This window comes from Novimethylophilus kurashikiensis, assembly GCF_003112435.1.
GTDB lineage: Bacteria > Pseudomonadota > Gammaproteobacteria > Burkholderiales > Methylophilaceae > Novimethylophilus > Novimethylophilus kurashikiensis.
The window spans coordinates 166,790-191,606 of record NZ_BDOQ01000003.1; the positions used below are offsets into that span (position 1 = coordinate 166,790).

General features: G+C 59.9%; 21 protein-coding genes. 7 read left to right on the forward strand and 14 right to left on the reverse strand.

The features are described 5' to 3' along the window. Positions 1 to 195 precede the first annotated feature (195 nt). From NMK_RS04335 to NMK_RS04360, 6 genes are all read right to left on the reverse strand, one after another. Positions 196 to 1,419, reverse strand: coding sequence for a hypothetical protein (locus tag NMK_RS04335; protein ID WP_146187127.1), 1,224 nt, complete (start codon positions 1,417 to 1,419; stop codon positions 196 to 198). 55 nt (positions 1,420 to 1,474) lie between these two features. Next, the gene (locus NMK_RS04340; RefSeq protein WP_227871359.1) at positions 1,475 to 1,900 is read right to left on the reverse strand and encodes a type 2 periplasmic-binding domain-containing protein; all 426 of its coding nucleotides are present in this window, start codon (positions 1,898 to 1,900) and stop codon (positions 1,475 to 1,477) included. Positions 1,901 to 1,944: 44 nt separating this feature from the next. Further along, entirely contained in the window at positions 1,945 to 3,618 is a 1,674-nt protein-coding gene (locus tag NMK_RS04345) for a methyl-accepting chemotaxis protein (protein WP_109014544.1), read from the reverse strand. Between the two features lie 271 nt (positions 3,619 to 3,889). Beyond that, entirely contained in the window at positions 3,890 to 4,249 is a 360-nt protein-coding gene (locus NMK_RS04350) for a DUF4186 domain-containing protein (RefSeq protein ID WP_109014545.1), read from the reverse strand. Then, positions 4,246 to 5,217 carry a quinone oxidoreductase family protein gene (locus tag NMK_RS04355; protein ID WP_109014546.1) on the reverse strand — a complete coding sequence of 324 codons (972 nt, stop codon included), beginning with the start codon at positions 5,215 to 5,217 and terminating at the stop codon, positions 4,246 to 4,248. The genes NMK_RS04350 and NMK_RS04355 overlap by 4 nt, the downstream gene beginning before the upstream one ends. Positions 5,218 to 5,246: 29 nt before the next feature. After that, complete coding sequence (locus NMK_RS04360; protein WP_109014547.1) at positions 5,247 to 6,467, reverse strand: MFS transporter; 1,221 nt, start codon at positions 6,465 to 6,467, stop codon at positions 5,247 to 5,249. Between the two features lie 308 nt (positions 6,468 to 6,775). Between NMK_RS04360 and NMK_RS04365 the strand changes: the two genes are divergently transcribed. Next, positions 6,776 to 7,108 carry a DUF3135 domain-containing protein gene (locus NMK_RS04365; RefSeq protein ID WP_181376164.1) on the forward strand — a complete coding sequence of 111 codons (333 nt, stop codon included), beginning with the start codon at positions 6,776 to 6,778 and terminating at the stop codon, positions 7,106 to 7,108. A 77-nt stretch (positions 7,109 to 7,185) separates the two neighbouring features. Next, entirely contained in the window at positions 7,186 to 9,345 is a 2,160-nt protein-coding gene (locus NMK_RS04370; protein ID WP_109014549.1) for a sugar nucleotide-binding protein, read from the forward strand. A 35-nt stretch (positions 9,346 to 9,380) separates the two neighbouring features. Here the strand turns inward: NMK_RS04370 and NMK_RS04375 are convergent, their stop codons facing one another. From NMK_RS04375 to NMK_RS04400, 6 genes are all read right to left on the reverse strand, one after another. Then, entirely contained in the window at positions 9,381 to 10,430 is a 1,050-nt protein-coding gene (locus NMK_RS04375) for an aldose epimerase family protein (protein WP_109014550.1), read from the reverse strand. Beyond that, on the reverse strand, positions 10,427 to 11,506 hold the full coding sequence (galK, locus tag NMK_RS04380) for a galactokinase (RefSeq protein ID WP_109014551.1): 1,080 nt from the start codon (positions 11,504 to 11,506) through the stop codon (positions 10,427 to 10,429). The genes NMK_RS04375 and galK overlap by 4 nt, the downstream gene beginning before the upstream one ends. Continuing rightward, positions 11,499 to 12,605, reverse strand: a complete 1,107-nt coding sequence (galT, locus tag NMK_RS04385; protein ID WP_227871360.1) for a galactose-1-phosphate uridylyltransferase — start codon at positions 12,603 to 12,605, stop codon at positions 11,499 to 11,501. Before galT ends, galK begins: the two co-directional genes overlap by 8 nt. Then, complete coding sequence (locus NMK_RS04390) at positions 12,605 to 14,386, reverse strand: glycoside hydrolase family 2 protein (protein WP_227871361.1); 1,782 nt, start codon at positions 14,384 to 14,386, stop codon at positions 12,605 to 12,607. The genes galT and NMK_RS04390 overlap by 1 nt, the downstream gene beginning before the upstream one ends. Before the next feature lie 78 nt (positions 14,387 to 14,464). Continuing rightward, positions 14,465 to 14,821: an acylphosphatase gene (locus NMK_RS04395; RefSeq protein ID WP_227871362.1), complete on the reverse strand. Its 357-nt coding sequence runs from the start codon at positions 14,819 to 14,821 to the stop codon at positions 14,465 to 14,467. Positions 14,822 to 14,872: 51 nt separating this feature from the next. After that, positions 14,873 to 15,283, reverse strand: a complete 411-nt coding sequence (locus tag NMK_RS04400) for a CHRD domain-containing protein (RefSeq protein WP_109014554.1) — start codon at positions 15,281 to 15,283, stop codon at positions 14,873 to 14,875. Positions 15,284 to 15,482: 199 nt separating this feature from the next. Here NMK_RS04400 and NMK_RS04405 point away from each other — a divergent pair, with 199 nt between their 5' ends. From NMK_RS04405 to NMK_RS04415, 3 genes are read left to right on the forward strand one after another with little or no spacing between them, the layout of a single operon-like run. Then, the gene (locus tag NMK_RS04405) at positions 15,483 to 16,541 is read left to right on the forward strand and encodes a type III polyketide synthase (RefSeq protein WP_109014555.1); all 1,059 of its coding nucleotides are present in this window, start codon (positions 15,483 to 15,485) and stop codon (positions 16,539 to 16,541) included. Then, the gene (locus NMK_RS04410) at positions 16,538 to 17,212 is read left to right on the forward strand and encodes a methyltransferase domain-containing protein (RefSeq protein WP_109014556.1); all 675 of its coding nucleotides are present in this window, start codon (positions 16,538 to 16,540) and stop codon (positions 17,210 to 17,212) included. Before NMK_RS04405 ends, NMK_RS04410 begins: the two co-directional genes overlap by 4 nt. Then, the gene (locus tag NMK_RS04415) at positions 17,187 to 18,374 is read left to right on the forward strand and encodes an NAD(P)/FAD-dependent oxidoreductase (protein WP_109014557.1); all 1,188 of its coding nucleotides are present in this window, start codon (positions 17,187 to 17,189) and stop codon (positions 18,372 to 18,374) included. Before NMK_RS04410 ends, NMK_RS04415 begins: the two co-directional genes overlap by 26 nt. A gap of 57 nt (positions 18,375 to 18,431) precedes the next feature. On the opposite strand, the gene NMK_RS04420 is transcribed toward NMK_RS04415, so the two are convergent. Both NMK_RS04420 and NMK_RS04425 read right to left on the reverse strand, forming a co-directional pair. Next, positions 18,432 to 18,884: a CBS domain-containing protein gene (locus NMK_RS04420; RefSeq protein ID WP_109014558.1), complete on the reverse strand. Its 453-nt coding sequence runs from the start codon at positions 18,882 to 18,884 to the stop codon at positions 18,432 to 18,434. Positions 18,885 to 18,899: 15 nt separating this feature from the next. Then, a complete protein-coding gene (locus NMK_RS04425) occupies positions 18,900 to 20,147 on the reverse strand; it encodes a class I SAM-dependent methyltransferase (RefSeq protein ID WP_227871363.1) in 1,248 nt (415 codons plus the stop codon). Between the two features lie 387 nt (positions 20,148 to 20,534). Between NMK_RS04425 and NMK_RS04430 the strand changes: the two genes are divergently transcribed. Continuing rightward, positions 20,535 to 21,800, forward strand: a complete 1,266-nt coding sequence (locus tag NMK_RS04430) for an EAL domain-containing protein (protein ID WP_109014560.1) — start codon at positions 20,535 to 20,537, stop codon at positions 21,798 to 21,800. Positions 21,801 to 22,190: 390 nt separating this feature from the next. Continuing rightward, on the forward strand, positions 22,191 to 24,785 hold the full coding sequence (locus NMK_RS04435) for an FAD-dependent oxidoreductase (RefSeq protein ID WP_109015056.1): 2,595 nt from the start codon (positions 22,191 to 22,193) through the stop codon (positions 24,783 to 24,785). The last annotated feature ends 32 nt before the right edge of the window (positions 24,786 to 24,817 follow it).

Here is a 24,817-nt window from a genome sequence, read left to right on the forward strand (position 1 = left end):
AAGCAATTCATTGCTGCGATCGTTGAAACTTGATCATAGCAACGCCGATTGCATTCAAGAGGTAACTAACTGTTAAAGGATGGGAATTGAACTTCTGGGGGCGCTATAGCAAACATGATGCCGAGCGTTTCAACAGATTGCTTGGGCCATGATGGCATTCCTCTTGCCGTCACAGCCCAGGCGCTACAGCAGAATTTAGAACACCATATCGTAGGTAACCGTCAGCAGCCTTGCATTACCATAGGGTGATGCGTTACCTGTCCCGTCAAGATTGTAGTTGGGATGAAAATCAGCGCCGCCCAGTTCACGCTGGAAATCCATTTGCACCTTGATATCGCTGGATGTCGACAAATCGTAACGTAAGGTCAAGGCAATATCGCGGTGACCTTCCTGGGTCGTAGGCGATGCACCATTGGTTGCGATGCTGTGGTAACGCGACCATGTGACCATCGGCGTCCATTTCCCATAACGGTAACCAACACCAGCGATATAAGCAGTATCACGATACTGCAGGCTGGGGTGCTCGATCATGATGGCCTCGTTACGCATTAACCAATGGTCATAATCGATATTGACCGTCACGCCGTAAATTTTCTGCTTGGCAGACTCACTGAAACCGGTCTCGGCAGAAGAATCGTAACTTTGTGTCGCCTGGTCCCAAACCCCGGTCACGATCTTGCTCTTATTACGCGATTGGATATAGACGAAGCGCGTTTCCAGCCAATCCTTGGAGAGCGTCAGGTCGGCCCCGAGGATATCGTCCCAGATGATATCGGTGCGATTCTTGCGACCGTTATAGATCTTCCAGTAGCCGGTGTTGTGCTTGTTCTCGAAACCGGTCAACAGGTCGGCCGAGGCAGCCCAATCGCCCCATTGCCCTTGGTATGACAGGTTGACGCCGTTGTAGTTGACGGCTTCCCAACCGTAGAGCTGCGGCGGCAGGTGCGTCCAGGGCAGCGCGACACCGATATCCTGGGTATCGGAGTAGTAGAACATCGGGAGACGCTTGCGGCCGCCTTGCAGCGTCCACTGGTCGTTGAGTTTATAGCTGGCGTAGAGCCACTCGAGATTCACGTTGCCGTCGCGAGCGCCGCGCGACACGGCCTGGGCCGTGATGGAGAAACGCTTGTTGGGGAACAGGGCAGTACCTTGAACGCCCAGCTTGGTATCGGGCTTCCACTGGAAATCGCTGTTGTCGTATACGCCGGCCTGGGCATAGTCAGCAGCGAAGCACGGGCAGTTGTAGTCGTTGACGTTATGGTGCGTACCGCCCAGCATGGAGCCCACGCCCAGCGTCAGGAAGCCCGAACCGGTCAGTTGAACGCCACCCAATTCCATCGTGGCAGCAGCGTGGCTGCTGGCGGCGAACGCCATCCATCCCGCCATCGCCAGCGCCTGCATCGTTTTTCTTAAATTCATGATTTCTCCAATAAACTCTTTCATATCGCTCGTCTTCATCTTGCGCTGACTTGGCTTAAGGTGCGGTGAATAGCACCTTCACGGAGCCATCTACCGCGGATTTCTCGATATAGCCCATCAGAGAGGGATTCTCGGCGACTTCCTTCTTGACCTCGGCGCTGTTCGGCACTTCCTTGGGAGGCGTGCCCTTGCCGGTGAAAGACAACTTGGCCCAATAGGATTTGGCCTGCGCGGCTGATTTACCGGTGACCTTTGAATAAAACTCGTCGCGGACCGGGCTGGATTCGGGCAGATCCAGCGGCGTGAAATTGGTGGCGCGCCCCATGAAAACATCGGCCACCTGTTCCTTGCTCATATTGCTCGCCGGGCTCTTGGTGCCCACCACCACGACGGTATCCGCCTGCGCCCCTGCCGCCACCAATAACGATGCGGCGCACAGCAGGCTGCGTGCCTCGATGCAATGCTTTCGTTTTTTGTTCACTTCGTTTCCCACATTAATTAATTAATTAGGCGAGTCCACACGCCCTAGATTTTAAAAATACGTACCGAATCCACCAGCTTGGAGGCCATATCGTCGATACGACGCGCCGAGCCGGCCATACCCTCCACGGCTTGGCCGTTGTGGTTGACCATGGCCACGATGTTGCGCATCCGTTCTTCGATTGCCTGCAGGCTGCTGCTGCCTTCCTGCAAGGCATGGGTGATGTCGTTCACGGCACCGCTGGCGTCTTGCGCCCCGGCATGGATATCTTCCATGGTGACGGCCGATTCCCGAACCAGCTTCACGCCGTCCCCCACACGCGTGCTGACGCCATGCATGCTTTCAACCGCATCGGCCACGCCATTCTGGATATCCCCGATCATGCGGGTGATTTCCTGGGTGGATTGGCTGGTGCGCTCTGCCAGCTTGCGTACTTCGTCGGCCACAACCGCAAAGCCGCGCCCCTGTTCGCCTGCACGTGCGGCCTCGATCGCTGCGTTCAAGGCCAAAAGATTAGTTTGATCGGCGATATCCTGGATTACGCCGACGATGCTGGTAATCTGGCTGGAATAGTTGCCGAGCTGCTGAATCAGGTCAGACGACTTGTTGACCGTATCTGAAATGATCTCCATCTCACCCGCAGCCGAACTGATGACGGTCTGTCCCGTACTGGAGAGATTACCGGCGCGTTCCGAGAGCTGGCGTGCCGTTTCGGCGGAGCTGCCCATTTGGCTTACGCGGCTGGCGATACTTTGGACTTCGCTGGCGGTTTCGTTGGCCGCGGCCAGTTCTTCCTGGCCGTTGCGCGTCACGCTGAAGACGTCGTTAGTCAAATCGTGGGCGCTGCGCGTCAATTCATCGGCGCTTTGCAGTACCTGGCGGATCAGCCCCTGCAAATGCTTTTGCATATAAGCCAGCGACCCGAGCAGGCTGCTATCGTCGCCGTAAGCCATGTGCACCGGCACGGTCAGGTCGCCATTGGCGATGCGCTTGGTGATGGCGACAGCGTCGGCCGGTTCTCCGCCCATTTGGCGAAGAATGCGGGTAATCATGGTAATCGTCAGCACCAGCGTCAGCACAATGGAAACCAGCGTCGCCGTCATCATCAACTTCTTGGCCGACAATGTCGCGGACTCCGCGCCTTGCGTCACGGATTCCACATCCTTGGCGTTGAACTCGACGACCTCATTCAGCAGTTTTTCGGCCTGCAAATAGGATTTACGCTGCTGGCCGCCCAGCACGAAATATTTCTGGAACAGATCCTTCTGCACAGCAGGATCGTGGTTTGCCGCCAATTGATCGATGAGCTTGATGATCTCGTCATCCGTCTTGCGCCATACCGCCCATTCCGTCGAGAATTTTTTCCATAGCTCGACTTCTTCCTTGGACTTGGCGATGCTTTCGTAGACCTTCCAGGTATCGTCCACGCTCTTCCAAAGGCGCTTCTTGTCGTTGGAAATCCCGACGAACATGTCTTGCGCCTCGGGATCGTTCTCCCACAAACCGACCTCGAACGTGCTCGATTTCAGCGCGACCTGCAATCCCTGGAGTTTTTGCAACGCCAGCACGGCAGGCAAGCGATTACGGCCGATTTCCTGGACGCCTTCGACGCCGTTCTGGATACCCCAGATACCGGTCGCGGCAGTCACCATCAGCAGCGCCAATCCAAGGCCGGAGAGAAGCAGAAGTTTGAAACGCAGGCTCAAGTTGCTCAACATGCAGAAAGTCCTTGTTCAAAAACACGTTTGGCAAGGGTGAATAGGCATGCGAAGAACATCAGGACCGCTGGGGTACGACGCGATGAGAGGACGTGCTGTTCTTCGAACATGACTGTCGGAACAGCCTTGCGATGTTTTCGCAGGACAAGGCGCGTCCAAAACCCGCAAATACTGCGCCCACATCTCTACGAGGGTTGGCACTTTATCAAATCCAGACCACCCTGACTAGAAATCAGGATATTCAGGGCGCCTAATCTTGATATATAAGCGGTTAATGATTTTTCAACGCTTGCATCAGCCAGCGTTTCAAGACTTGCTGGATGTATTCCGCTTCCTCCGGCTCGAGCGGCCGGCCTGCGGGAATGCGATGCCATTTTTCCAGGCAGCCACGGCAGCAACAAGCCGTAGCGTGCTGGGCGACAAATACGGGATGGCCGCGATACGGCGTTTGCTTGCCGTCGTTGGGAATCACGGCAGGCGCAAGACGCTGGGCGATGAAGTCATGCGCGTGCTCAAGCACCGTCGGCAGCCCCTTCTCGCGCAAATAGGCGAGTTCGCGGCCTTTGAGGCGAAAGCTCTGGCGAAATTTCGAACTGGCCAGCCCGCTGAAGAGTTCGTCGAGGTCTCTCACGGGATGAGGACGCTAGCCCCCGTCGTCTTGCGTGCTTCCATGTCGCGGTGGGCTTGTACCGCATCCGCGAGGGCATAGCGCTGCTCGACCTTGATCTTGACCTTGCCGCCCACGACCATGTCGAACAACTCCCGCGACGTCGCCTCCAGGTCCTGCCGCGTGGCAACGTAGTGGAACAGACTTGGCCGGGTCAGGAACAACGAGCCTTTCTGCGACAGCAGGCCGATGTCGAACGGCGGGATCGGGCCGGAAGCATTGCCGTAGCTCACCATCATGCCCCGGGGCGAGAGGCAATCGAGCGACTCCAGGAAAGTATCCTTGCCCACCGAATCGAACACCACCGGAACGCCCTTGCCACCAGTGATCTCGCGCACCCGCTCGACGAAATTCTCCGTACGGTAGTTGATGCAATGCGTTGCGCCGTGCTGCTTCGCCAGTTCGCACTTTTCATCAGAGCCGGCCGTACCGATCACCGTCACGCCCAGCGTTTCCAGCCATTGGCAGGCAATCAGCCCGACTCCGCCGGAAGCTGCGTGGAACAGCACGGTGTCACCCGGTTTGACAGGATACGTGCGACGGATGAGGTATTGCACCGTCATCCCCTTCAGCATCATCGAAGCCCCCTGCTCGAAGCTTAATGCCTCGGGCAAGAGGCACAGCCTGTCCGCAGGCAGGTTGCGCACTGTGCTATAGGCCCCCAGCGGACCGCCCGCATAAGCGACACGATCGCCGGGCTTGACCAGGGTCACCCCTTCGCCGACCGCCTCAACCACGCCCGCCCCTTCCAACCCCAGGCCGGAAGGCAAGGGTACGGAATACAAACCGCTACGCTGATACACGTCGATGAAATTAAGTCCGCAGGCATGATGACGCACTTGCGCCTCGCCTGGACCTGGCAGGGAGACCTCCAAGTCTTCGAGGCGCAAGACTTCCGGTCCGCCCTGTTCATGGAATCGAATGGCTTTCATGTCAGTCTCCTTTCAGCAATCCAAAGAGATCAATGAATCTGGTGCAAATGCAGCTGGCGCAACTTGGGTGCCAGGCGTGCGGTGGCGGCAACAACAGTTAGCGTCATCATCCCGCCGAAAATTACGGAGGGGATCAAGCCCATCAGCCTAGCCGCGACACCGGACTCAAACGCCCCGAGTTCGTTGGACGAACCGATGAAAATACCGTTGATCGCCGAAACCCGGCCGCGCATGGCATCCGGCGTCATCAGCTGCAGGATGGTAGCGCGAAGCACGATGGAAACGCCGTCGAACATGCCCGACAAGGCCAGGAGCGCTGCCGCCACCCAGAAATGCGTGGTCAGCGCGAACAGGATGATGCACACGCCGAATCCGGCCACCGCCGTCAGCAAAATCCGCCCGGCATGCTTGTTGATGGGATGCCGCGCAAGATAGACACCTGTGACCAGCGCCCCGACCGCCGGCGCCGCCCGCAGGATGCCCAGCCCTTCCGGACCCGCATGAAAAATATCGTGCACGAATACAGGCAGCATGGACACCGCGCCGCCGAACAACACCGCGAACATATCCAGCGCCTGTGCGCCGAGGATCAACTGGTTGCTGTAAACGAATTTCAGCCCTTCGCGGATGCTCGCAAATACCGGCGCACTCTCGGCAGGCGGGGGTTCCTCAACGCGCAGCATCATCAATGCAATCGATGCACTGGCAGCCAGCACCGTCGCCACCAGGTAGGCCACGCCGATGCCGGCCCAACCCACCAACACGCCGCCCAGCGCCGGGCCGAGGACGATCCCCAACTGGAACACCGAACTCCCCATGCCGGCCCCTTTGGCGAACTGCTCGCGCGGCAGCACCAGCGCAAACAAGGCACTGAACGAAGGTCCGATGAAAGCTCGCGCCAGGCCGACAAGCGCGATGGAAAAATAAATCCAGTGGGTCGGATTGCCGGGAAGCAACCCGTAGGAAACCGCCACCAGCATGCCTGCATTTAATGTCAGGAGCACGCTCGCCATCACCCCGAACATGCGCCGCGAATAATGATCCACGGCATATCCGGCAAACAGGGCGCTGCTGAAATACGGGATGACTTCGGCCAGGCCGATCAACCCCAGCGACAGCGGATCGCGCGTCAGTTCGTAGATATGCCATCCCACCACGACGGCCATGATTTGATACGCCAGTACGGCTTGCAGGCGAAAAGACAAAAGCTTGAGGAAGCTGGGGTTGTGCAGCGGATGATGCGCGGTCATGGGAAGCGTAAGAAGACAGGACGTTGGGCGGCCTTCATCTTACCCGATTAGGCACGACCGAAACACCGGCTGCCGCATACGGAAACCGGAGCTCGACCCAATGTTACGCCCCGAACAGATGCATGCTGCCAAATCGCAGAAAGTAGCGCTGCCCGCTCGTTTTCTCAAGGTGGACAGGCATGGAGCCAACCATGCAAAAAAACATGGCTGATTTTTCTTATCGGGCTTACGATAGCTTTAACCGTAGCCTTTGCGATGCCAGCTTTGGCTGGAAAACCAGTTCTTGCTGGAAAAACAGGAGCCTTATCATGGACCTGGATTTCAACTTCAACGAATGGGCATTCCTCGCGCAGACTAACCCGGAAGGGTTCGAGCGCTACCGGGAGCAGTATTTGATGCAGTTTCTCCGTACCACAGGCCGCCACCGCGCGCGGCTGGAAGCACTCCAGGCCAGTATCGACGTGGAACGCGAGTTGGCCGAATCCCCCGAAGAAGCCCTGCTCTACATCAGCCAGCGCATGTGCACCTCGCTTTCGCGCCTGGGCGATGAAGTGCTCGAACTCAAGGCGCTGTTGCCGCAAGCCATGATGGCTACCGCCCAACTGGCCCAGTCGCAGCACTACCGCCGTCTCCGCAAATAATCCCCACTCTTCCACTGGGTCCCCGGTGTCCGCCTTGCGGCCCTCGCGGCCCAAGGACGATTTTTCCAGAATCTCGTATGTCCTCCTCTCCGCCTGCATCCAACACACCTTTAGCCCTGTGGGGCGGTATCGAATGCACGGTGGTGCGCATCGGCGAACGCTATCGCAACCAGATCGCCGAAACCGGACACGACCAACGCCAGACCGATCTCGACGCCATTGCCGGCCTCGGCATCCGCACCCTGCGCTATCCGGTCCTGTGGGAAACCATCGCGCCAGACCATCCCGACCGATGCGAATGGGGCTGGCACGATGCGCGGCTCACGCACTTGCAGCAACTCGGTATCACGCCGATCGCCGGGCTCATGCACCATGGCAGCGGCCCGCGATATACCGATCTCACCGACGTGCGACTGCCAGAGATGCTGGCCAAACACGCCGAACGCGTAGCAGAACGTTACCCGTGGCTGCGATATTTCACGCCGGTGAATGAGCCGCTCACCACGGCGCGCTTTAGCGGGCTGTACGGTCACTGGTATCCCCATGGAACCGATATCCCTATTTTCCTGCGCACACTGGTCACGCAGTGCCGGGCCATCGTGCTCTCCATGCAAGCCATTCGCCGCCTCATCCCGGACGCCCAACTGGTGCAGACCGAAGACCTGGGCAAGGTCTTTTCCACTCCGCCCATGCGTTACCAGGCCGAATACGAGAACGAACGGCGTTGGCTGAGCTTTGATTTACTCTGCGGCCGTATCGACCGCCATCATCCCTGGTACGGTACATTCATCGACGCCGGCATCGGCGAGGACGAGTTAGCCTTTTTCATGGAAAACCCTTGTCCGCCGGACATCCTGGGCGTCAACCACTACCTCACCAGCGAGCGATTTCTCGACCACCGCGTCAAGCGCTATCCCATCTATCATCGCGCCAATAATCAACGTCACCGCTACGCCGATGTCGAAGCCGTACGCATCGACCTGCCTCCCGGAACCACCGGCCCCAAGGCGCGGCTGCTGGAAGCCTGGCAGCGCTACCGCCGGCCCATGGCCGTGACCGAAGCTCATCACGGCGGCGCCCGTGATGAGCAACTACGCTGGCTGATAGAAGTCTGGCAGGCCGCCCAGGCGGTGCGCGAAGAAGGCATCGATCTACGTGCGGTAACCGTCTGGTCGCTGCTGGGCTGCGTGGATTGGAACTCGCTGCTCATGGAACAGCACGGATTCTACGAAAGTGGCGCATTCGACGTACGCTGCAATCCGCCGCATCCCACGGCCATCGCCGCCGCAGCCAAGTCCCTGGCTACCACCGGCAGCTTCGAACATCCCGTCCTGGAAACGCCAGGTTGGTGGCATCGCGGCGACCGGCTATACCAGCCGGTGTCGCGCATCGTCGTACCTCGCCCCAACGCCCAGCACCTCGGCATTACCGGCGCCACCGGCACGCTGGGACATGCTTTTTCACGGATCGGCGCGGTGCGAGGACTGCACCGGCTGCTGTTCACACGCGGCGACATGGATATCACCGACCGCAACTCCGTTGAAGCCGCCCTCGATCAATACCAGCCCTGGGCCGTGATCAACACCGCTGGCTACGTGCGTGTGGCTGAAGCCGAGCAGGATGCGGAACGCTGTTTCCGCGAAAACGCCGAGGGTGCGGAGATACTCGCCCAAGCCTGTGCACGCCGCGCCATTCCCTACGTAGTGTTTTCGTCCGATCTGGTGTTCGACGGACAACTGGGACGGCCCTATGTGGAAAGCGACCCGGTGAGTCCTGCAAGCGTTTACGGAGCCAGCAAAGCCGAGGCCGAACGGCGCGTACTGTCTGCCTATCCCCAGTCGCTGATCATCCGCACCAGTGCCTTCTTCGGCCCGTGGGACCATTACAACTTCCTGCACATCGCGCTGAGCCGTTTGGAAAAGGGCGAGGCGTTCGAAGCCACCGATAGCGTATTCATTTCGCCCACCTACGTCCCCGACCTTGCCAACGCCGTCCTGGACCTACTGATCGACAATGCCAGCGGCATCTGGCATCTCGCCAACCAAGGCAGCATCTCGTGGTACGAACTTGCCGCATGGGCAGCCCGCGAAGCCGGTATATCCACTGATCAACTGGTCAAGCGCAATGGAGATGCCCGCATGACCACGCTATCCAGCGAACGCGGCCTCTTGCTGCCGCCCTTGGAAAAAGCGCTCAAGCGCTTCGTCAATGAACGCACAAATCCTCATCGCGGTTAGAGCACCTGTGGATCTACGGAAAAGTTACCTGTAACTCAAGCCACGTCGAACGCGTAGATGGTGCTGTGCTGGTAGAAATCGTGTGGCCCGAGCACGGTGGTAGGGAAATCGGGCTGGTTGGGCGAGTCGGGGAAATGCTGCGGCTCCAGGCACAGTCCGGCGTATTTGCCGTATACGCGTCCACCCTTGCCGACGACGCTGCCATCGAAGAAATTCCCGCTGTAGAACTGCACGCCCGGTTGCGTGGTGTAAACATGCAGCCTGCGCCCGCTACCTGGATCGTAAAGCTCCGCGGCCAGGATGCCGGTATTGCTGTCCAGCGCCCAGCAATGATCGTAGCCACCCGAGGCTCGCAGTAGCTGCGCATCCTGTTCATGAATGCGGCTGCCGATGGTTGTGGGCATGCGAAAATCCATTGGCGTATCAGCCACCGGCGCCAGCTCTCCCGTGGGAATCAACAATCCGTCTACCGGCAGGTAACGCTCGGCCGTCAACGTCAACACGTGGTCGAGGATAGTCTCGCCGCCACCTAGGTTGAAATAGGCGTGATGCGTGAGGTTGATGACGGTGGGACGATCGGTCTGGGCATGGTAATCCACGCGCAGCTCATTGCGGCTGGTGAGGGTATAGATAACCTCCACATGCAGGTCGCCGGGGTAGCCCTCCTCGCCGTCGCGACTCAAGTAGTGCAGCACCAATTGGTCGGCGTTGCGCGTTTTCTGCGGCAGCGCACGCCACAGCTGGCGATGAAAGCCCAGCTCGCCGCCATGCAGTTGGTTGGGACCTTCGTTCTGAGTGAGCTGATAGATACGACCGTCGAGACTGAAACTGCCGCCCGCGATGCGATTGGCGTAGCGGCCGATGATGCCGCCGAGGTAAGGATGCTCACCGAGGTAGGGGGCGAGCGCATCGAACCCCAGCACCACGTCGGCAAGATGTCCGTCGCGGTCAGGCACACGCAGCGAAAGCAACGTTCCGCCGTAGGTCATGATGCGGGCTTCCATGCCCGACTCGTTGGTCAGGGTATAGCAATCGACCGGCTGGCCGTCGTCCAGTGTTCCGAAGGCTTCTCGCTGTATCGTCATCGCTCTTCCGGCACCAGCATCCGTCCGCGCCGGTCCTCCCCGTTATAGACTTGGACTACCTTGAGCCCGATGTTGGCCGCATCGCCCGCATGACACAGCGCTACGCACGCTCCGCCGAAACCGGCGCCCGTGAGCCGAGCGCCGTAAACGCCTGGCTCGGCTTGCAGCAGCGCCACCAGACGATCCAATTGCGTAATAGAGACTTCGTAATCGTCGCGCAGGCTGGCGTGGGATTCGTTCATGAGCCGGCCGAATTCTTCCGCGGAAATGCCTTGCCGCGCCCGCAGCACCCGGTTGTTTTCGCTCACCACATGACGGGCACGTTGGCGTAGCGTCTCGGGCAAGGTTTCCACCAATTCAGCATCGTCGATGTCGCGCAAGGAACGCACCCCCAGCAAGGCCGCTGCCTTTTCGCACTCGCTGCGACGCTCGTTGTATTTGCTGCCGGCGAGCGAGCGCGCCACCCCGGAGTCGATCACCAGCACCTCGGCGTGCGGCGGCAGCGGAAGCACTTCGCGTTCCAGGGTCCGCGTATCCAGGAACAGCATGTGGGCCGTATCGGCGAGGCTAGACGCCATCTGGTCCATGATGCCGCAGTTGACGCCGGCATAATCGATCTCCGCACGCTGGGCGATGCGGGCGATGTGCACATCGTCGAGCGGCAGGTTAAGCAAGGCACGCAATCCCCGCAGTACGGCAACCTCGAGCGCAGCGCTGGACGAGACGCCCACTTCCATCGGCACCCCCGACTCGATATAGATATCCAGCGGTGGGATATCGAACCCCAGCGTTCCGATCTCCCGCAAACATCCGTAGATGTATTTGGCGAAATGCTCCTCTGGCGCATCGAGCAAGCTGAACTCCACCGCCTCGTCGAGGGCTTCGGCATAAACCTGGAACACGCGCCCGCCGTTGGGTCGCATCATGACTCGCATTTTTTGCGGAATCGCTGTGGGCAGCACGTAGCCATCGTTGTAGTCCGTGTGTTCGCCCAGTAGATTCACCCGTCCGGGCGCTTCCGCCATGATGGTGGGATACGCGCCGAACACATCATGGAATTTCTCGCGCTCATGCATGGGCCGGCTCCTCCAGCTGCACCGTCACATTCTGCAATTCCAGCGCCTTGTCCTCGGGCAGCACGTCCATGGCGAACAAGCCGGCAGCCAGCTCGGTCCCGGCCAGGTATTTCAGCTTGTCTGGTGTGCGGTACGGCGGGTAGAACTCCGCGTGCAAATGCGCCTCGGGGTGCCATTGCTCGTCGGTGGGCGCCTGGTACCAGGCCATGAGGTAGGGAAACGGCCGATTCCACAAGGCTTCGTATTTCATCAGCACGGTCTTGAGCGCGCGCGCCAAATCGGCCCGTTGTTCCTCATCCAGCTCGACGAAGCTGGGCACCGCCTTGATCGGCGCCACCCAGACCTCATAGGGATAACGTGCGCATACCGGGACAAAAGCCACCGCATGCTCGCCGCGATAGATCAAGCGCTTGTCGCAGGCCAGTTCCTGCTCGATCAGCATTTCCAGCGGACCGCGCCCATGTTGCGAGTAATGCTCCGCAGCGATCTGCATCATGCGGCCCGGCACCGGCGGGACCACGGGATAGGCGTAGATTTGCCCGTGCGGATGGTGCAGGGTAACGCCCACCTCGGCACCGCGGTTCTCGAAAGGCAGCACGTACTGGATATCCGGATGTCGGCCGAGTTGCAGGGTACGCTCGGCCCAAACCTGCAGCAGCAGCTCGATATGCGCCAGCGGCAGCTTGCCCAGCGCGGATTGCGGGTCTTGCGTAAACACCACCACCTCGCACTTTCCCGTAGACGGCATGGTGGGCACGATGGTTTCGGGCGGATGGTGGGCTTCCAGGCTCAACGATGGAAAGCGATTGTCGAACACCGCCACATCCCAATCGCCGGGAGGCAGTTCGGTTGGATTGTCAGGGGTACGAGTCACCGCCAGCGGGTTGTATTCGGGCGGCGGCAAGAAGGTACGTCCCTGACGGTAAGCCGCGTAGGTAATCCACTCGCCGCGCAGCGGGTGCCAGCGCATATGCGGATTGGCATGCAGCGGATCGGGAAACGGACTGGGCGCGTTTTCTACATGCTCGATCGGATGCCTGCTGTAGAGCCGCAACTGGCGGCCGTCGGGCTTGGTCAGGCTGCGGATATGCATCTCCATCACACGCCTCCCGGAATGTTGGAACGAATCACCCGCGTCATGGTGGCGATATCTTTCAAAGGTAGTTTGGGCGTACGGTCGGCCCCTAGGAGTCCATTTGCTTCCTGGAAGGTATCGGCGAACTGGGTGTAGCAGAAGCCGCTGAACAACGACGAATCGCTCACCGCCTCGATGAGTTTCTCGTACATCTTGGCGAACTCGCTGTCGTTCTTGGCGGCGGAATATCCCCAGGTTTGCTTGGTGCCCGGCGTGGGATATTTGACATAGGCGATGCCGCCGAACTCGGTCAGCATGATGGGCTGGCCGCGATGCGGATAGCCGTCCAGCGTGAGGATGCGGCCGCCCGGACGACGGCGATCGAACAATTGATCGGTGTTGGATTCGCTACCGTAGCGCTGGCGCAGCACGTTGGGATTGGCCTCGTAATCGTGGATGCCGATGATGTCGGTCGCGCTGCTTTCCCAGCCATCGTTGCCGATCACGGGCCGCGTTTCGTCGAGCGTCTTGGTCAGGTAGTACAAGGCCTCGACCGCGTGGCGATGAGCGCGGATGGAAGTCAGTTCCGGCACCCCCCACGATTCGTTGAAGGGCACCCACACGATGACGCAGGGATGGCTGTAGTCGCGCTCGATGGCCTCGGTCCATTCCTTCACCAAGCGCTTGATGGAGGTTCCGGCAAAGCGATAGGCCGAGGGCATTTCTTCCCAAACCAGCAAGCCCAGCCGGTCAGCCCAGTAGAGATAGCGCGGATCTTCGATCTTCTGGTGCTTGCGCACACCGTTGAAGCCCATGGTCTTGGCCAGCTCCACATCGCGGCGCAGCGCATCGTCGTCCGGGGCAGCAAGCAGGGTATCCGGCCAATAGCCCTGGTCCAGTACCAGCCGCAGCATGTAAGGCCGGCCGTTGAGCATGAAACGGTCGCGCAAGATGGCGACCGAGCGCAACGCGGTGTAGGAGTACACCTCGTCCAGCACTTTGTCGCCCTGCTTCAGCCGGATCTGCACATCCAGCAAGGTGGGCCGTTCGGGCGTCCACAGCAGCTCGTTGCGGTAATCGTCGATGCCGGGGTCGGAAAGGATGATGCGGCGGTCGGTCTCGCCGTCGATGACCAGGTAGCAATCCTTGGCGAGCAGCGTGCCTTCGTGCGTGACCTCGATCTCCACCGAGAGCTCGGTGCTCAGGTCGCCGCCGACTCGTGCCTCGAAACCGAGTGAATATTCTTCCATGTGCGGGGTCCAGCGCAGCTTGTGGATGTAAGTCTTTGCTACCCGCTCAAGCCAGACTGTTTGCCAGATCCCGGTTGTCCTTGGATACCAGATGGAATGCGGTTCCAGCTTCCAGTCCTGCTTGCCGCGCGGTTTGGTGAGATCGTGCGGATCGTCCTTGACCATCACCGTGACGACCTGCTTGCCGCCCGGGTTCAAGGCAAAGGTAATGTCGGCATAAAACGGCGTATGTCCTCCTTCATGCGTCGCAACCAGCTGCCCGTTGACCCACACCTGAGTGGTGTAATCCACCGCACCGAAATGAAGGATGATGCGACCATCCTGAGGGTCGATCTCGAATTCGCGCTCGTACCAACACCCGGCATGGAAGCCGCGGTCGCCGATGCCGCTGGCTTGCGATTCGGGCGGAAAAGGGACCTGAATGCGCAGCGGCCAGGCCTCGATTTCGCAGGGCCGATGAAATCGGCAATCGTCGTCGAACACGAACTTCCATTCGCCGTTGAGCGAAACCCAGTGCTGCCGAACCATCTGAGGACGGGGGTAAGCGCGATTCAATACGATCTCCTTTCCGGACGGAAAAGACATGGCTACGCATGCAGCCGAGGACGGTAAGCCCTCGGGCCGAAACGAGGACTATTCGGAGGGGAGCACCAGGAAGCCGAGCGTGCGGAGCGACGCGTCGGGCTGAAGAGTGGCGGGGTCGATCTCGATAGAGAGGGGGTCCGTTTCAACCGGCAGGATTTCAACTCGACTGACCTGAGCCAGCTGCGGGCCTTCATGACACCAGGCAACGAGTGCCTCGACGGCATCGGGATGGCCTTCAACATAGGCTTCCACCGTGCCGTTCGCACGATTCCTCACCCAGCCGGAAATGCCATAGGTTTCTGCCTCGCGCCGCATGGACTCTCGATACCACACGCCTTGCACACGGCCGTGGATGCTGAGATGGCGAGCGATGGTTTCGGACATGGCGACTATGCGAGGAGGCATCAAGAGACCCGGCCATGGTACTCCATGTCAGCATGCGCAAGGTAGGCTCCCTTAGGGCTTGATCTGCCCGCGGATCTCGCCGTCGGGATGAGCGTCGCTATGGACATTCACATACAGATTGCCCGCCTTGTAGCTCGCATATTGCACATCGGTCAGCTTGGCGCCGTCAGGTACGCGCCACTCGTCCTTGCCGGATTTCATGAGCGGTATGGCGACGGGTCCATTCTTGCCTGGTCCGGCCTCGTGGATATGCGCGGCAACACCCACGATACCGCTGGTCTTGATGCTGCCCTTGACGCTTTTATCGTCGCCCACGCTGATGGTGCCGCTACCGGTCGCCTCGCTCGCTACCGCCGGGACTTCCTGTTTGCCGCTCAACGTCACCTTGATGTCTGCCGCGGCGGCTTGCAGCGCAACGCCGCTTAACAGCAGCACGGCCAGTCCTAGATTGCGCATCTTCATGACAAGTCTCCACGCCTGTAATGCTGGTCATTATCCGAACGTCAGATTCAGCTTCCGTCCGATAACGTACATAAATCGGCTTGTGGGCTGCCGTTCATTGCAGGGCTGGCGTTTGCAGTTAAACTGCCAGTTCGACCTTGAAAGCCGTTACGACCTTCAAAAAGTCGTACCCTCCAAATTCGTGCCGTGGGAGTCGTCGATGTTTATCGTAGGCCTGGGTACCGCCAATCCGCCGCAACGCTACACGCAGGCCGAATGCCTGCGCGCGCTGCAAGCGCATCCCTGCTACGACGCCTTGAAGCCCTCATCGCAGGCGCTCATTGCCCGCATCCTGCAACATCCCCACGGCATTGCTACCCGCCATTTCGCGCTCGACGATCTCGCGCAAGCATTCGAACTGGCGCCCGACGTCATGCAACAGCGCTTCGACGAAAACGCACCTAAGCTGGCAACTGAAGCGGCATTTCGTGCCTTGGCCGATGCTGGCATAACCGTTGAAGACATCGATGCCGTAGTCATCAGCACCTGCACCGGCTACCTCTGCCCCGGCCTTACCAGCTATGTCATCGAACGCATGGGCCTTAAGCCAGATACCTTGGCGCTCGACCTCGTAGGCCAAGGTTGCGGCGCAGCTATTCCCAACCTGCGCACTTCGGAAGCATTGATCGCCGCAGGACGCGCGCAACATGTGCTTTCGGTGTGCGTCGAAGTGTGCAGCGCGGCCATGTATTTGGACGACGACGCGGGCGTGCTAGTGAGTGCCTGCCTATTTGGGGATGGCGCTGGGGCGGCCGTTTTGAGTGCTGAACCCGGCACCGGACCGCAGGTGGAATGGCTGGATACCTACGCCCTTACCCACCCCGAGGATCGCGACCTGCTACGCTTCGAACATCGTCACGGTTTGCTGCGCAACATCCTCAGTCCGCAAGTGCCGGAACGCGCCGCCCATTACGCCGAGGCGGTGCTGATGCCGATGCTGCAAAAACACAGCCTGGCGCAAAGCGATATCGCCGGCTGGGTATGGCACGGCGGCGGCAAGAACGTGCTCGATGCCTTGCAAGCCAAGCTGGGACTGGCCGACAGCGCGGTACGGCACAGCCGCCGCATCCTCAACGACTACGGCAATTTAAGCAGCGCCTTCGTCTATTTCGTACTGCAAGCGGCCTTGGCCGACCAGCCTCAATCCGGCTGGTGGTGGATGTCGTCCTTCGGCGCCGGGTTTAGTTGCCATGGCGGCTTGCTCAAGGTCACAGCATGAAGCGCATGATGGAGCCGGAATGGCTGGACGAGCTGCCCGCGGACGACCCGCGTGCGCAGGGTTCGCGTCGGGATTTGCAACGGCTCAACCGCATCATGGGGCACATCGGCCTCATGCAGAACATGCTTGAGCGCTACGGCAGGGGCCGCGGACGGTTGGTAGAACTGGGGGGCGGTGACGGCACGTTTTTGCTGGCGCTGGTCCGAGCCATGAAGGCGCCGCCAGGGCACATCGTCCTGGTGGATCGGCAACCGGCAGTACGGGCCTCGACCTTGCAAGCCTTCGACGAACTGGGCTGGCAGGTGGACATCATGCCCTACGATATTTTCGTGTGGATGGCGAAGTTGCTGCCCACCGATCTACTGCTGTGCAACCTGTTCTTGCACCATCTACCCGACCATGCACTTGCCGAACTCTTCGATGAATGTGCCAACCGCGCGCTGGGCCTGATTGCACTGGAACCTGCGCGACAATGGACGGCATTGATGGCGAGTCGCTGTGTAGGATTCATAGGCTGCAATGCCGTGACCCGACATGACGCCGTTGCCAGCGTTAAGGCAGGTTTCGTCGGGCAAGAGCTCAGCACTTTGTGGCCGAAGCCTGCGGGTTGGCACTTGAAAGAACAACACGCCGGGCTGTTTAGCCATGCCTTCGCCGCCCGTCGGTTATGAAGCTCTGATCATCGGCGGCGGCCCGGCAGGCGCCCCGACAGCCATGCTCCTGGCCCGCGCCGGTCGACGCGTTGCCGTGCTGGAACAATCAACATTCCCCCGCCGCAAGGTCTGCGGCGAATTCATCTCCGCGCCCAGCCTAGCCTTGCTGGATGCGCTGGGTCTCGGCCAGGCATTCTCGACCATGGCGGGACCGGAAGTGCGCGAGGTGGGATTGTTCGTCGGTCGCGACAAGATTGTCGTGCCGATGCCAGTCGCGGACGGCTCCCCCTATGGCCGGGCCTTGAGCCGCGACAAATTGGATACCTGGCTGCTGGACCAAGCCTCGCAAGCCGGTGCGACGATCTATCAGCCTTACAAGGCCCTGGCGTTGGAGGCGTTACATTCCGGCTGGCGTTGCACGGCGCAGCATCGAGCGACGAACGAGACGCTCACCATCGAGGCCCCCGTGGTGATCGCCGCACACGGCAGCTGGGAATCCGGCCGTTTGCCCACGCAAACCGCAACATCGCACACACCGCACGACTTGCTGGGATTCAAGGCGCATTTCCGCAACAGCCGGCTCCCACCAGGCCTCATGCCGCTCCTGGTGTTTCCCGGCGGCTACGGCGGGATGGTAGAAAGCGATGGCGGACGCGTGAGCCTATCCTGCTGCATCCGCCGTGATCGTTTGGCGGCCATTCGCCAGCCGGGTATGTCAGCGGGAGAGGCTGTGCTACGGCATATTGCAAGCCATTGCCTAGGCGTAGCAGAAGTGGTGGAAGGCGCAGTGTTGGAAGACGATTGGCTTGCCGCGGGACCGATACAACCTGGCTTGCGGCGCGCACCTCATCCCGGCATTTTTCTTGTCGGCAATGCCGCGGGCGAGGCGCACCCCATCATCGCCGACGGTCTCAGCATCGCGCTGCAATCGGCATGGTTGCTGAGCCAACGGTTGTTGGCGCAACCCTCGTGGGATAACCCGCCGTTGCAAGCCGTTGCGAAATCGTACGAAGCCGCCTACCGCAAGCAATTCGGTCCCCGCATCCATGCGTCCCAGGTCTTCGCACAACTCGCGATACGTCCTTGGGCGACCACTATGCTGCTGCCAATGTTCCGCGCCGTGCCGCAGTTGCTGGGCCTGGGCGCCCGATTGGCGGGCAAGACGATGGCGCTCGAATGAACGTCAATCGCGCTGCCAGTGGGGGATCGCCGATTTCGTCAGCATAGCCATCAAGAATTAGCGCCGCAGCGACGCTTCGTTGTTGCGCTCGCAGGTCACCAGCCGCGTCAGGGCGCCGAATTCCTCGGCCAACAGCATCATGATGTCGTCCAGGGTAACGATGCCCGCCAGTTCCTGCTCGTCGTCCGTGACGACGGGGAGGCGCCGCACGCCCTTGTCGCACATGGTCTGGATGGTCTCGAACACCCCCGCGCCTTCCTTCACCTTGGCGAGTTCCGGCACCATGATGTCGCCCACCGTAATGGCGCTGGGGTCCAGCTCCGGCGCGACGAGTTCCACCACCACATCGCGGTCGGTAATGATGCCTACGGGCACCGTCCTGCCGTCACGTTGATCCATGACCACCACATCGCCCACGTGCCGCTGACGCATGACCTTGGCGGCCTGCAATACCGTATCCTCGACATGCACAGTGATGACGTCGCGATTGCAAATATCTCCGATCGGCATGGCTAAGCTCCCTGGTTAGTTATAAAGATCGCGGCGCGTCAGCGGCAGCGCCGGAAAGCCGTCACGGCGGCGCACCGCAAGGATTTGGTAGATGCCTGTCTTGCCCTGCTCGAACTGCTTGGCGCAGCCCGTCATGTAAAGCCGCCAGATGCGGTAGGTGCGTTCTCCCACCAGTTGGATGGCTTCAGCCGCGTGCGCTTCCAGGCGTTTCACCCACTGTCGCAGGGTCAGGGCGTAATGCGGCCGCAGGCCCTCCACATCGAAAATCTCGAAACCGTGCGCCTCCATGCGGCACATCACGCTACTCACCGTATCCAGTTCACCGTCCGGGAACACGTGGCGGTTGATGAAGCGCGAGGAACTATCCGGATTCCAGCCCGGCTTGTCGGTTGAAATACCGTGGTTTAGGAACAGGCCGCCGGGCTTGACCGAGCGGAAAGCGGCGTCGAAATACAGCGGCAGGTTCTTCAAGCCGACATGCTCGAACATCCCCACGCTCACCACCTTGTCGTACTGAGCGGCCGGCAGTGTGCGGTAATCGCGCAGTTCGACCGTGACGCGGTCTTGCAGGCCTTGCAGGCGAATCTGTTCCTGCGCGTAGTCGTACTGATTCTGGCTCAAGGTGATGCCGTGCGCCTTGACGCCGTAGACGGCCGCCGCCCAACACACCAGCGCACCCCAGCCGCAGCCGATATCGAGCAAGGTTTCATTCGGTTTCAAGCGCAGCTTGCGGCAGATGTGGTCGAGCTTGTTGCGCTGGGCTTGGTTGATATCCTGCTCCGGCGTTTCGAAATAGCCGCAGGAATACACCATGCGTTCGTCCAGCCACAACTTGTAGAAGGCGTTTGAAACGTCGTAGTGAAAGGCGATACTTTCCCGCCCGTTCTGGTGCTCGGCCGGTGCCTGGGGGATCTCTTGATCGGGCAGGAAATAAGTGGTCGCACTATCGAGCGAGAGGGTATGCAGCAGCAGGGAGACTTTATCGGTGAAGCTCAGCCTGAGGCTTTCCAAGTGCTGGCGCAGCCCGAGCGCGGCATCGAAATCGCCCGAGACTTCGACATGCCCGCCGAAATAGGCTTCGGCCAGCTTGACCGGATCGCGGGACCAAACGAGGTCTCGCAACACGCGGGGGTGGCGAAAAGTCAGGGTGAATGCGGGCTGGCCATCGCCAAAACGAAAGGTACGGCCGTTCCACAAGACGACCTCCAAGCTGCCGGGGTAACTCCCCAGCAAGCGATGCAGAATCCTCTTTACGGTTTCCATTCCAGGCTGAATGCCAGAAGGTTGAGTCGGTTGGGCAAGCATAGACGGTCCTTTCTGCAGGCGGGGCGAACCGGGAACCGGTGACAAGCGCTATGTTGTGGGGATTTATCTACCGTTTAAGTTCGCTAGCGCACACAGCCCTGATTCCGCATGCCCCAATCTGGGTCAATGCACGGGTCGAGCGATCCGCCTTGGTGCACAAGGTATTGTAAGAATTAAATTAGATTACTCAGAATCCCTATTAGTTCAAAGGGTTGCCCAAGTGCTTGAGTTACTGGCCCGCAACTTGCATTCTCGCGTGAGATTAGCGCCGCACTTTTTTGCACGGCCTGCAGTAGCTGTCAGCCTTTTCGTCCGGACTGCAGACGATTTTTCAGGAACCCAACCATGCTCACAACAACCCAAGAACTCCCCGGCATTGGTTATCTACGCGCTTCGCTGGATGAGATCCAGCGCGCGATGACGCTTTCCGGCGACCGCGCCGTCGGTCAATTCAAGGATGCGCGAATCAGCAGCGTATTCCAGCCGATCTATAGTATTTCGCATCGGCGTATCGTAGGCCACGAGGGCTTGATGCGTGCCACCGTCAACGACAAGGCAGTGCCGCCGCTAAACCTGCTCGGCAATGTCGCGGAAACCGAATCGGTGTTCCTGGATCGCCTGTGTCGTGCCTTGCATGTGCATAACTACCAGATGGGCGAGGAGGACCGCTGGCTGTTCCTCAATGTATCGGCGGATGTGATCAACCGCAGGCGCGACCACGAGCCGTTCTTTTCCGAACTGCTGCATCGTTACAACATCGAGCCGCGCCGCATCGTGGTGGAGATCGTGGAAGGGTTCATCCCGGATTTCCGCCTGCTGACGGAAGCGGTGGAGTTTTACCGCAACGCGGGCTGCGTGGTGGCCATCGACGATTTCGGTGCCGAGGCTTCGGATATCGAGCGCATCTGGCGTGCCAGCCCCGATATCGTCAAGCTGGACCGCAAGCTCATCGCCGCTGCAGAGTTCAATATCAAAGCGCGCCGCATCCTCCAAGCCACAGTGGCGCTGATCCACGAATCAGGCAGCCTGGCGCTGCTGGAAGGGGTCGAAAACGAAGCCCAGGCGAACATTGCGCTGGATAGCGGCGCAGACATGGTGCAAGGCTTTTTCTTCGCTCGTCCCGCCGATGTCCCGCTGCTGGCTGGCGACGGCGGCATCCGCGAACTTTCGGAGCGCTACGCCTCGGCCGAGGGTCTGCGTCACCGCTCATTGCAGCCTTATATCCTGAAGTTCAAGGCGGCGCTGGCCAGGCTCTCCTCCGGTGAAACGCTGGAATCTGCCTGCGGCGAATTGAGCCTGATGCCCAAAAGCGAACAGTGCTATGTCATCGATAGCAACGGCGACCAGCATGCGCCGGGCTTGCGCGGACCGAGAGATGCCCGTACCGCACGCTTCGCACCGCTGGAGCAAACCGTCGCGACCAACTGGGCGCACAAGCCGTATCACTATCGGGCGACCATGCATCCCAACGAAGTGCAGATCAGCCGACCTTACCTTTCGATCACCAGCGCACGGCTCTGCGTGACTCTGTCGTGTACTTTCCGTCTAGGCGAGCAGACTCAAGTGTTGTGCTGCGACATCGATTGGAACGAAGAAGACGGGCATCCGTAGGTAAGCTCCTCATTGCAAGTTCAGCATCTCGCTAGCTCATGAATTCCTGACAGTTTCTGTCCCCTTCTTTCCTTTCACCACACCCCCCCCATTCCGACCTAACCCTAGGTCACTGTAGGCAAGCGTACAGAAGTCGATCTCGCGCAGGGCCACAATGATTTTGACATCGGCACGTCCAAAGCCGATGCAATCGAAAGCATCCGCCGACATGACCGCACCGCAAGCACATCCCAATGCACAAACTCTGGCCCAGGCCCGAATTCCGGGCCTGTTCCATTCTTATGCCATCGCTGCCGATGTTTGCGGGTCGGATGTTAAGTGGACCGGATGCTCAGTGGCCCAGACCCAATGCAAGCCCATGCGCAACAATTCGCCCCGAAAGGAATCACCATGCCACCGACCGTCGTCGTCTTCTCCCACTTGCGCTGGAACTTCGTCTATCAGCGCCCGCAGCATCTGCTTTCCCGCCTGGCAGGACGCTACCGCATTATTTTTCTCGAAGAGCCGATGGATAATGCGCAAGAGCCTTTCCTCGAGCGTTTTACTCCCAGCGCTTATATCGAGGTGCTGCGGCCGCATGTTCCGGGAGAGACGTATGGGTTCGACGATGCCAACATGCCCGCGCTGCGCGGTCTGTTGGATAACTATCTTGCGGCGCACGAGATCGACGATTTCTTCGCCTGGTTCTACACGCCCATGGCACTGCCGCTGCTCGAAGGCCGCACCCCGCGCAACGTCATCTACGATTGCATGGACGAACTGAGCGCCTTCAAGAACGCACCGGCGCAACTTATCGAGCGTGAAAAAGCGTTGTTCGAAGCCGCCGACCTCGTCTTTACCGGCGGCCCCAGCCTCTACCAGGCCAAAAAACTGCACCATCCCAACGTGCATTGCTTCGCCAGCAGCGTGGATGCAGACCATTTCGCACCGAAAGCGGGGGAATCGCATATCCACATCGACGTGCTTTTACACGGTGACATTCCTCATCCCCGGCTGGGCTACTACGGGGTCATCGACGAGCGCATCGACCTCGACCTCATTGCCGCCCTGGCCGATGCGCGACCGGATTGGCAAATCGTCATGGTCGGCCCCGTGGTCAAGATCGATCCGGAGTCCCTCCCGCAACGCCCCAATATCCATTGGATGGGCCAGCATACCTACGAGGAACTGCCGCATTTCCTCGCAGGCTGGGATCTCTGCCTGCTGCCGTTTGCGCTCAACGAGTCGACGCGCTTCATCAGTCCCACCAAGACGCTGGAATACATGGCGGCACAGCGCCCCATGGTCAGCACACGCATCAAGGACGTCGCCGAGCCTTACGGCCATGTGGTGCCGATTGCGCGTAGCCATGAAGAGTTCGTCGCCGATTGCGCACGACTACTGGAAGAACCGGAGAAAGACCGCGCCATCCGCATCGACGCCATGCGCCGCATCGTTGCCAAGACCTCCTGGGACAAGACTGCGCTCGCCATGCACAACCTCATCGCCCAACTGCAACCGGCCACCAGCGAGGAAGCAACCGGTGTCGTACCGCTGCCCGTCGCCATCCACAACGCGCCCAGCTATAACGTGCCCGTGACGGCCACGCCCAACACCATGCCAGAGTACGACACCATTATTCTTGGTGCCGGTCCGACGGGGCTATCGGCGGCTTATCATCTAGGCGAAGGCAGCCTGTTGCTGGAAGCGCAACCTACCGTCGGCGGCTGGTGCCGGTCGATTGAGGACAACGGTTTCACCTTCGATTTCGCCGGTCACATCATGTTCTCCAACGACGACTACGTGCTGGAGATGTACAAGAAGCTGCTGGGCAACAACATCCACTGGCAAAACCGCGAAGCCTGGATCTACAGCAAGGAGGTCTATACCCGCTACCCGTTCCAGGGCGCGCTCTACGGCCTGCCGCCGGACGTGCTCAAGGAATGCGTGATGGGTGCCATCGAAGCTCGCTTCGGCCCGCTCAAGAAGGAAGACCGCCGTGCCGCCGCCAGCAGCACGGAGAAAGGCGGCGTGGTGGGCGAAGCCAGGCCGCCGCAGAATTTCGAGGAATTCATCTACAAAGTGTGGGGCGCCGGCGTCGCCAAGCATTTCGCCATCCCCTACAACAAGAAGCTGTGGGCGGTGCCGCTCACCGAGATGGAGACCTCCTGGCTGGGCAACCGCGTGCCCATGCCGGACCTGGAGGAAATGATCGAAGGCGCGTTGAAACCGGTACCCAAGCCCATGGGACCCAACGCCCGATTCGGCTATCCGCTAAAAGGCGGCTTCCAGGCGCTGATGAACGGCTTCTTGCCGCACCTCAAGGGCGATCTGCAGTTCAACGCCAGGGTGGTCGGCGTATCGCCGTCCAAGCGCATCGTGACGCTTGCCGACGGCCGCCGTTTCCGCTACGACAACCTGATCAGCACCCTGCCGCTGCCTAAATTGGTGCAAGCCATGGGCGACGAGGCAACGGAAGACCTTAAGCAGGCCGCCGCCGGGCTGCGCCACGTCTCGGTACGCTGCGTGAACCTCGGCATCGGACGGCCCAACATCACGGAAAAACATTGGGTCTACTACCCCGAATACCCGATCTTCCACCGCATCTTCCTGCAAGGCAACGCCAGCCCCCACTGCAACCCGCCGGGCGGATTCGGCCTAACCTGCGAGATCACGTATTCGGAATACAAACCCCTGCCGTACTCCGGCCCCGACCTCATCCAGCGTTGCATTGACGACTGCATCCGCGTCGGCATGATCCAGCCCGATGATGAAATTTGGGCCGCCAACGAGATTGATATCCCGTATGCCTATGTCGTCTACGATCACGAACGCAGCCAGAACGTTGGCACCATCCGAGACTGGACGGCCGATAACAACATTGTGTTAGCGGGAAGGTATAGCGAGTGGGAGTATTACAACTCGGATCATGCTTTCATCGCCGGGAAGAAGGCGGCGGAGCAGGTGGCTGGGGCAACAGAGGATAAGATGGCGGCGAATGTTTGAGGGAATGGCTGCTGAGTTAATCATCCGAAGAT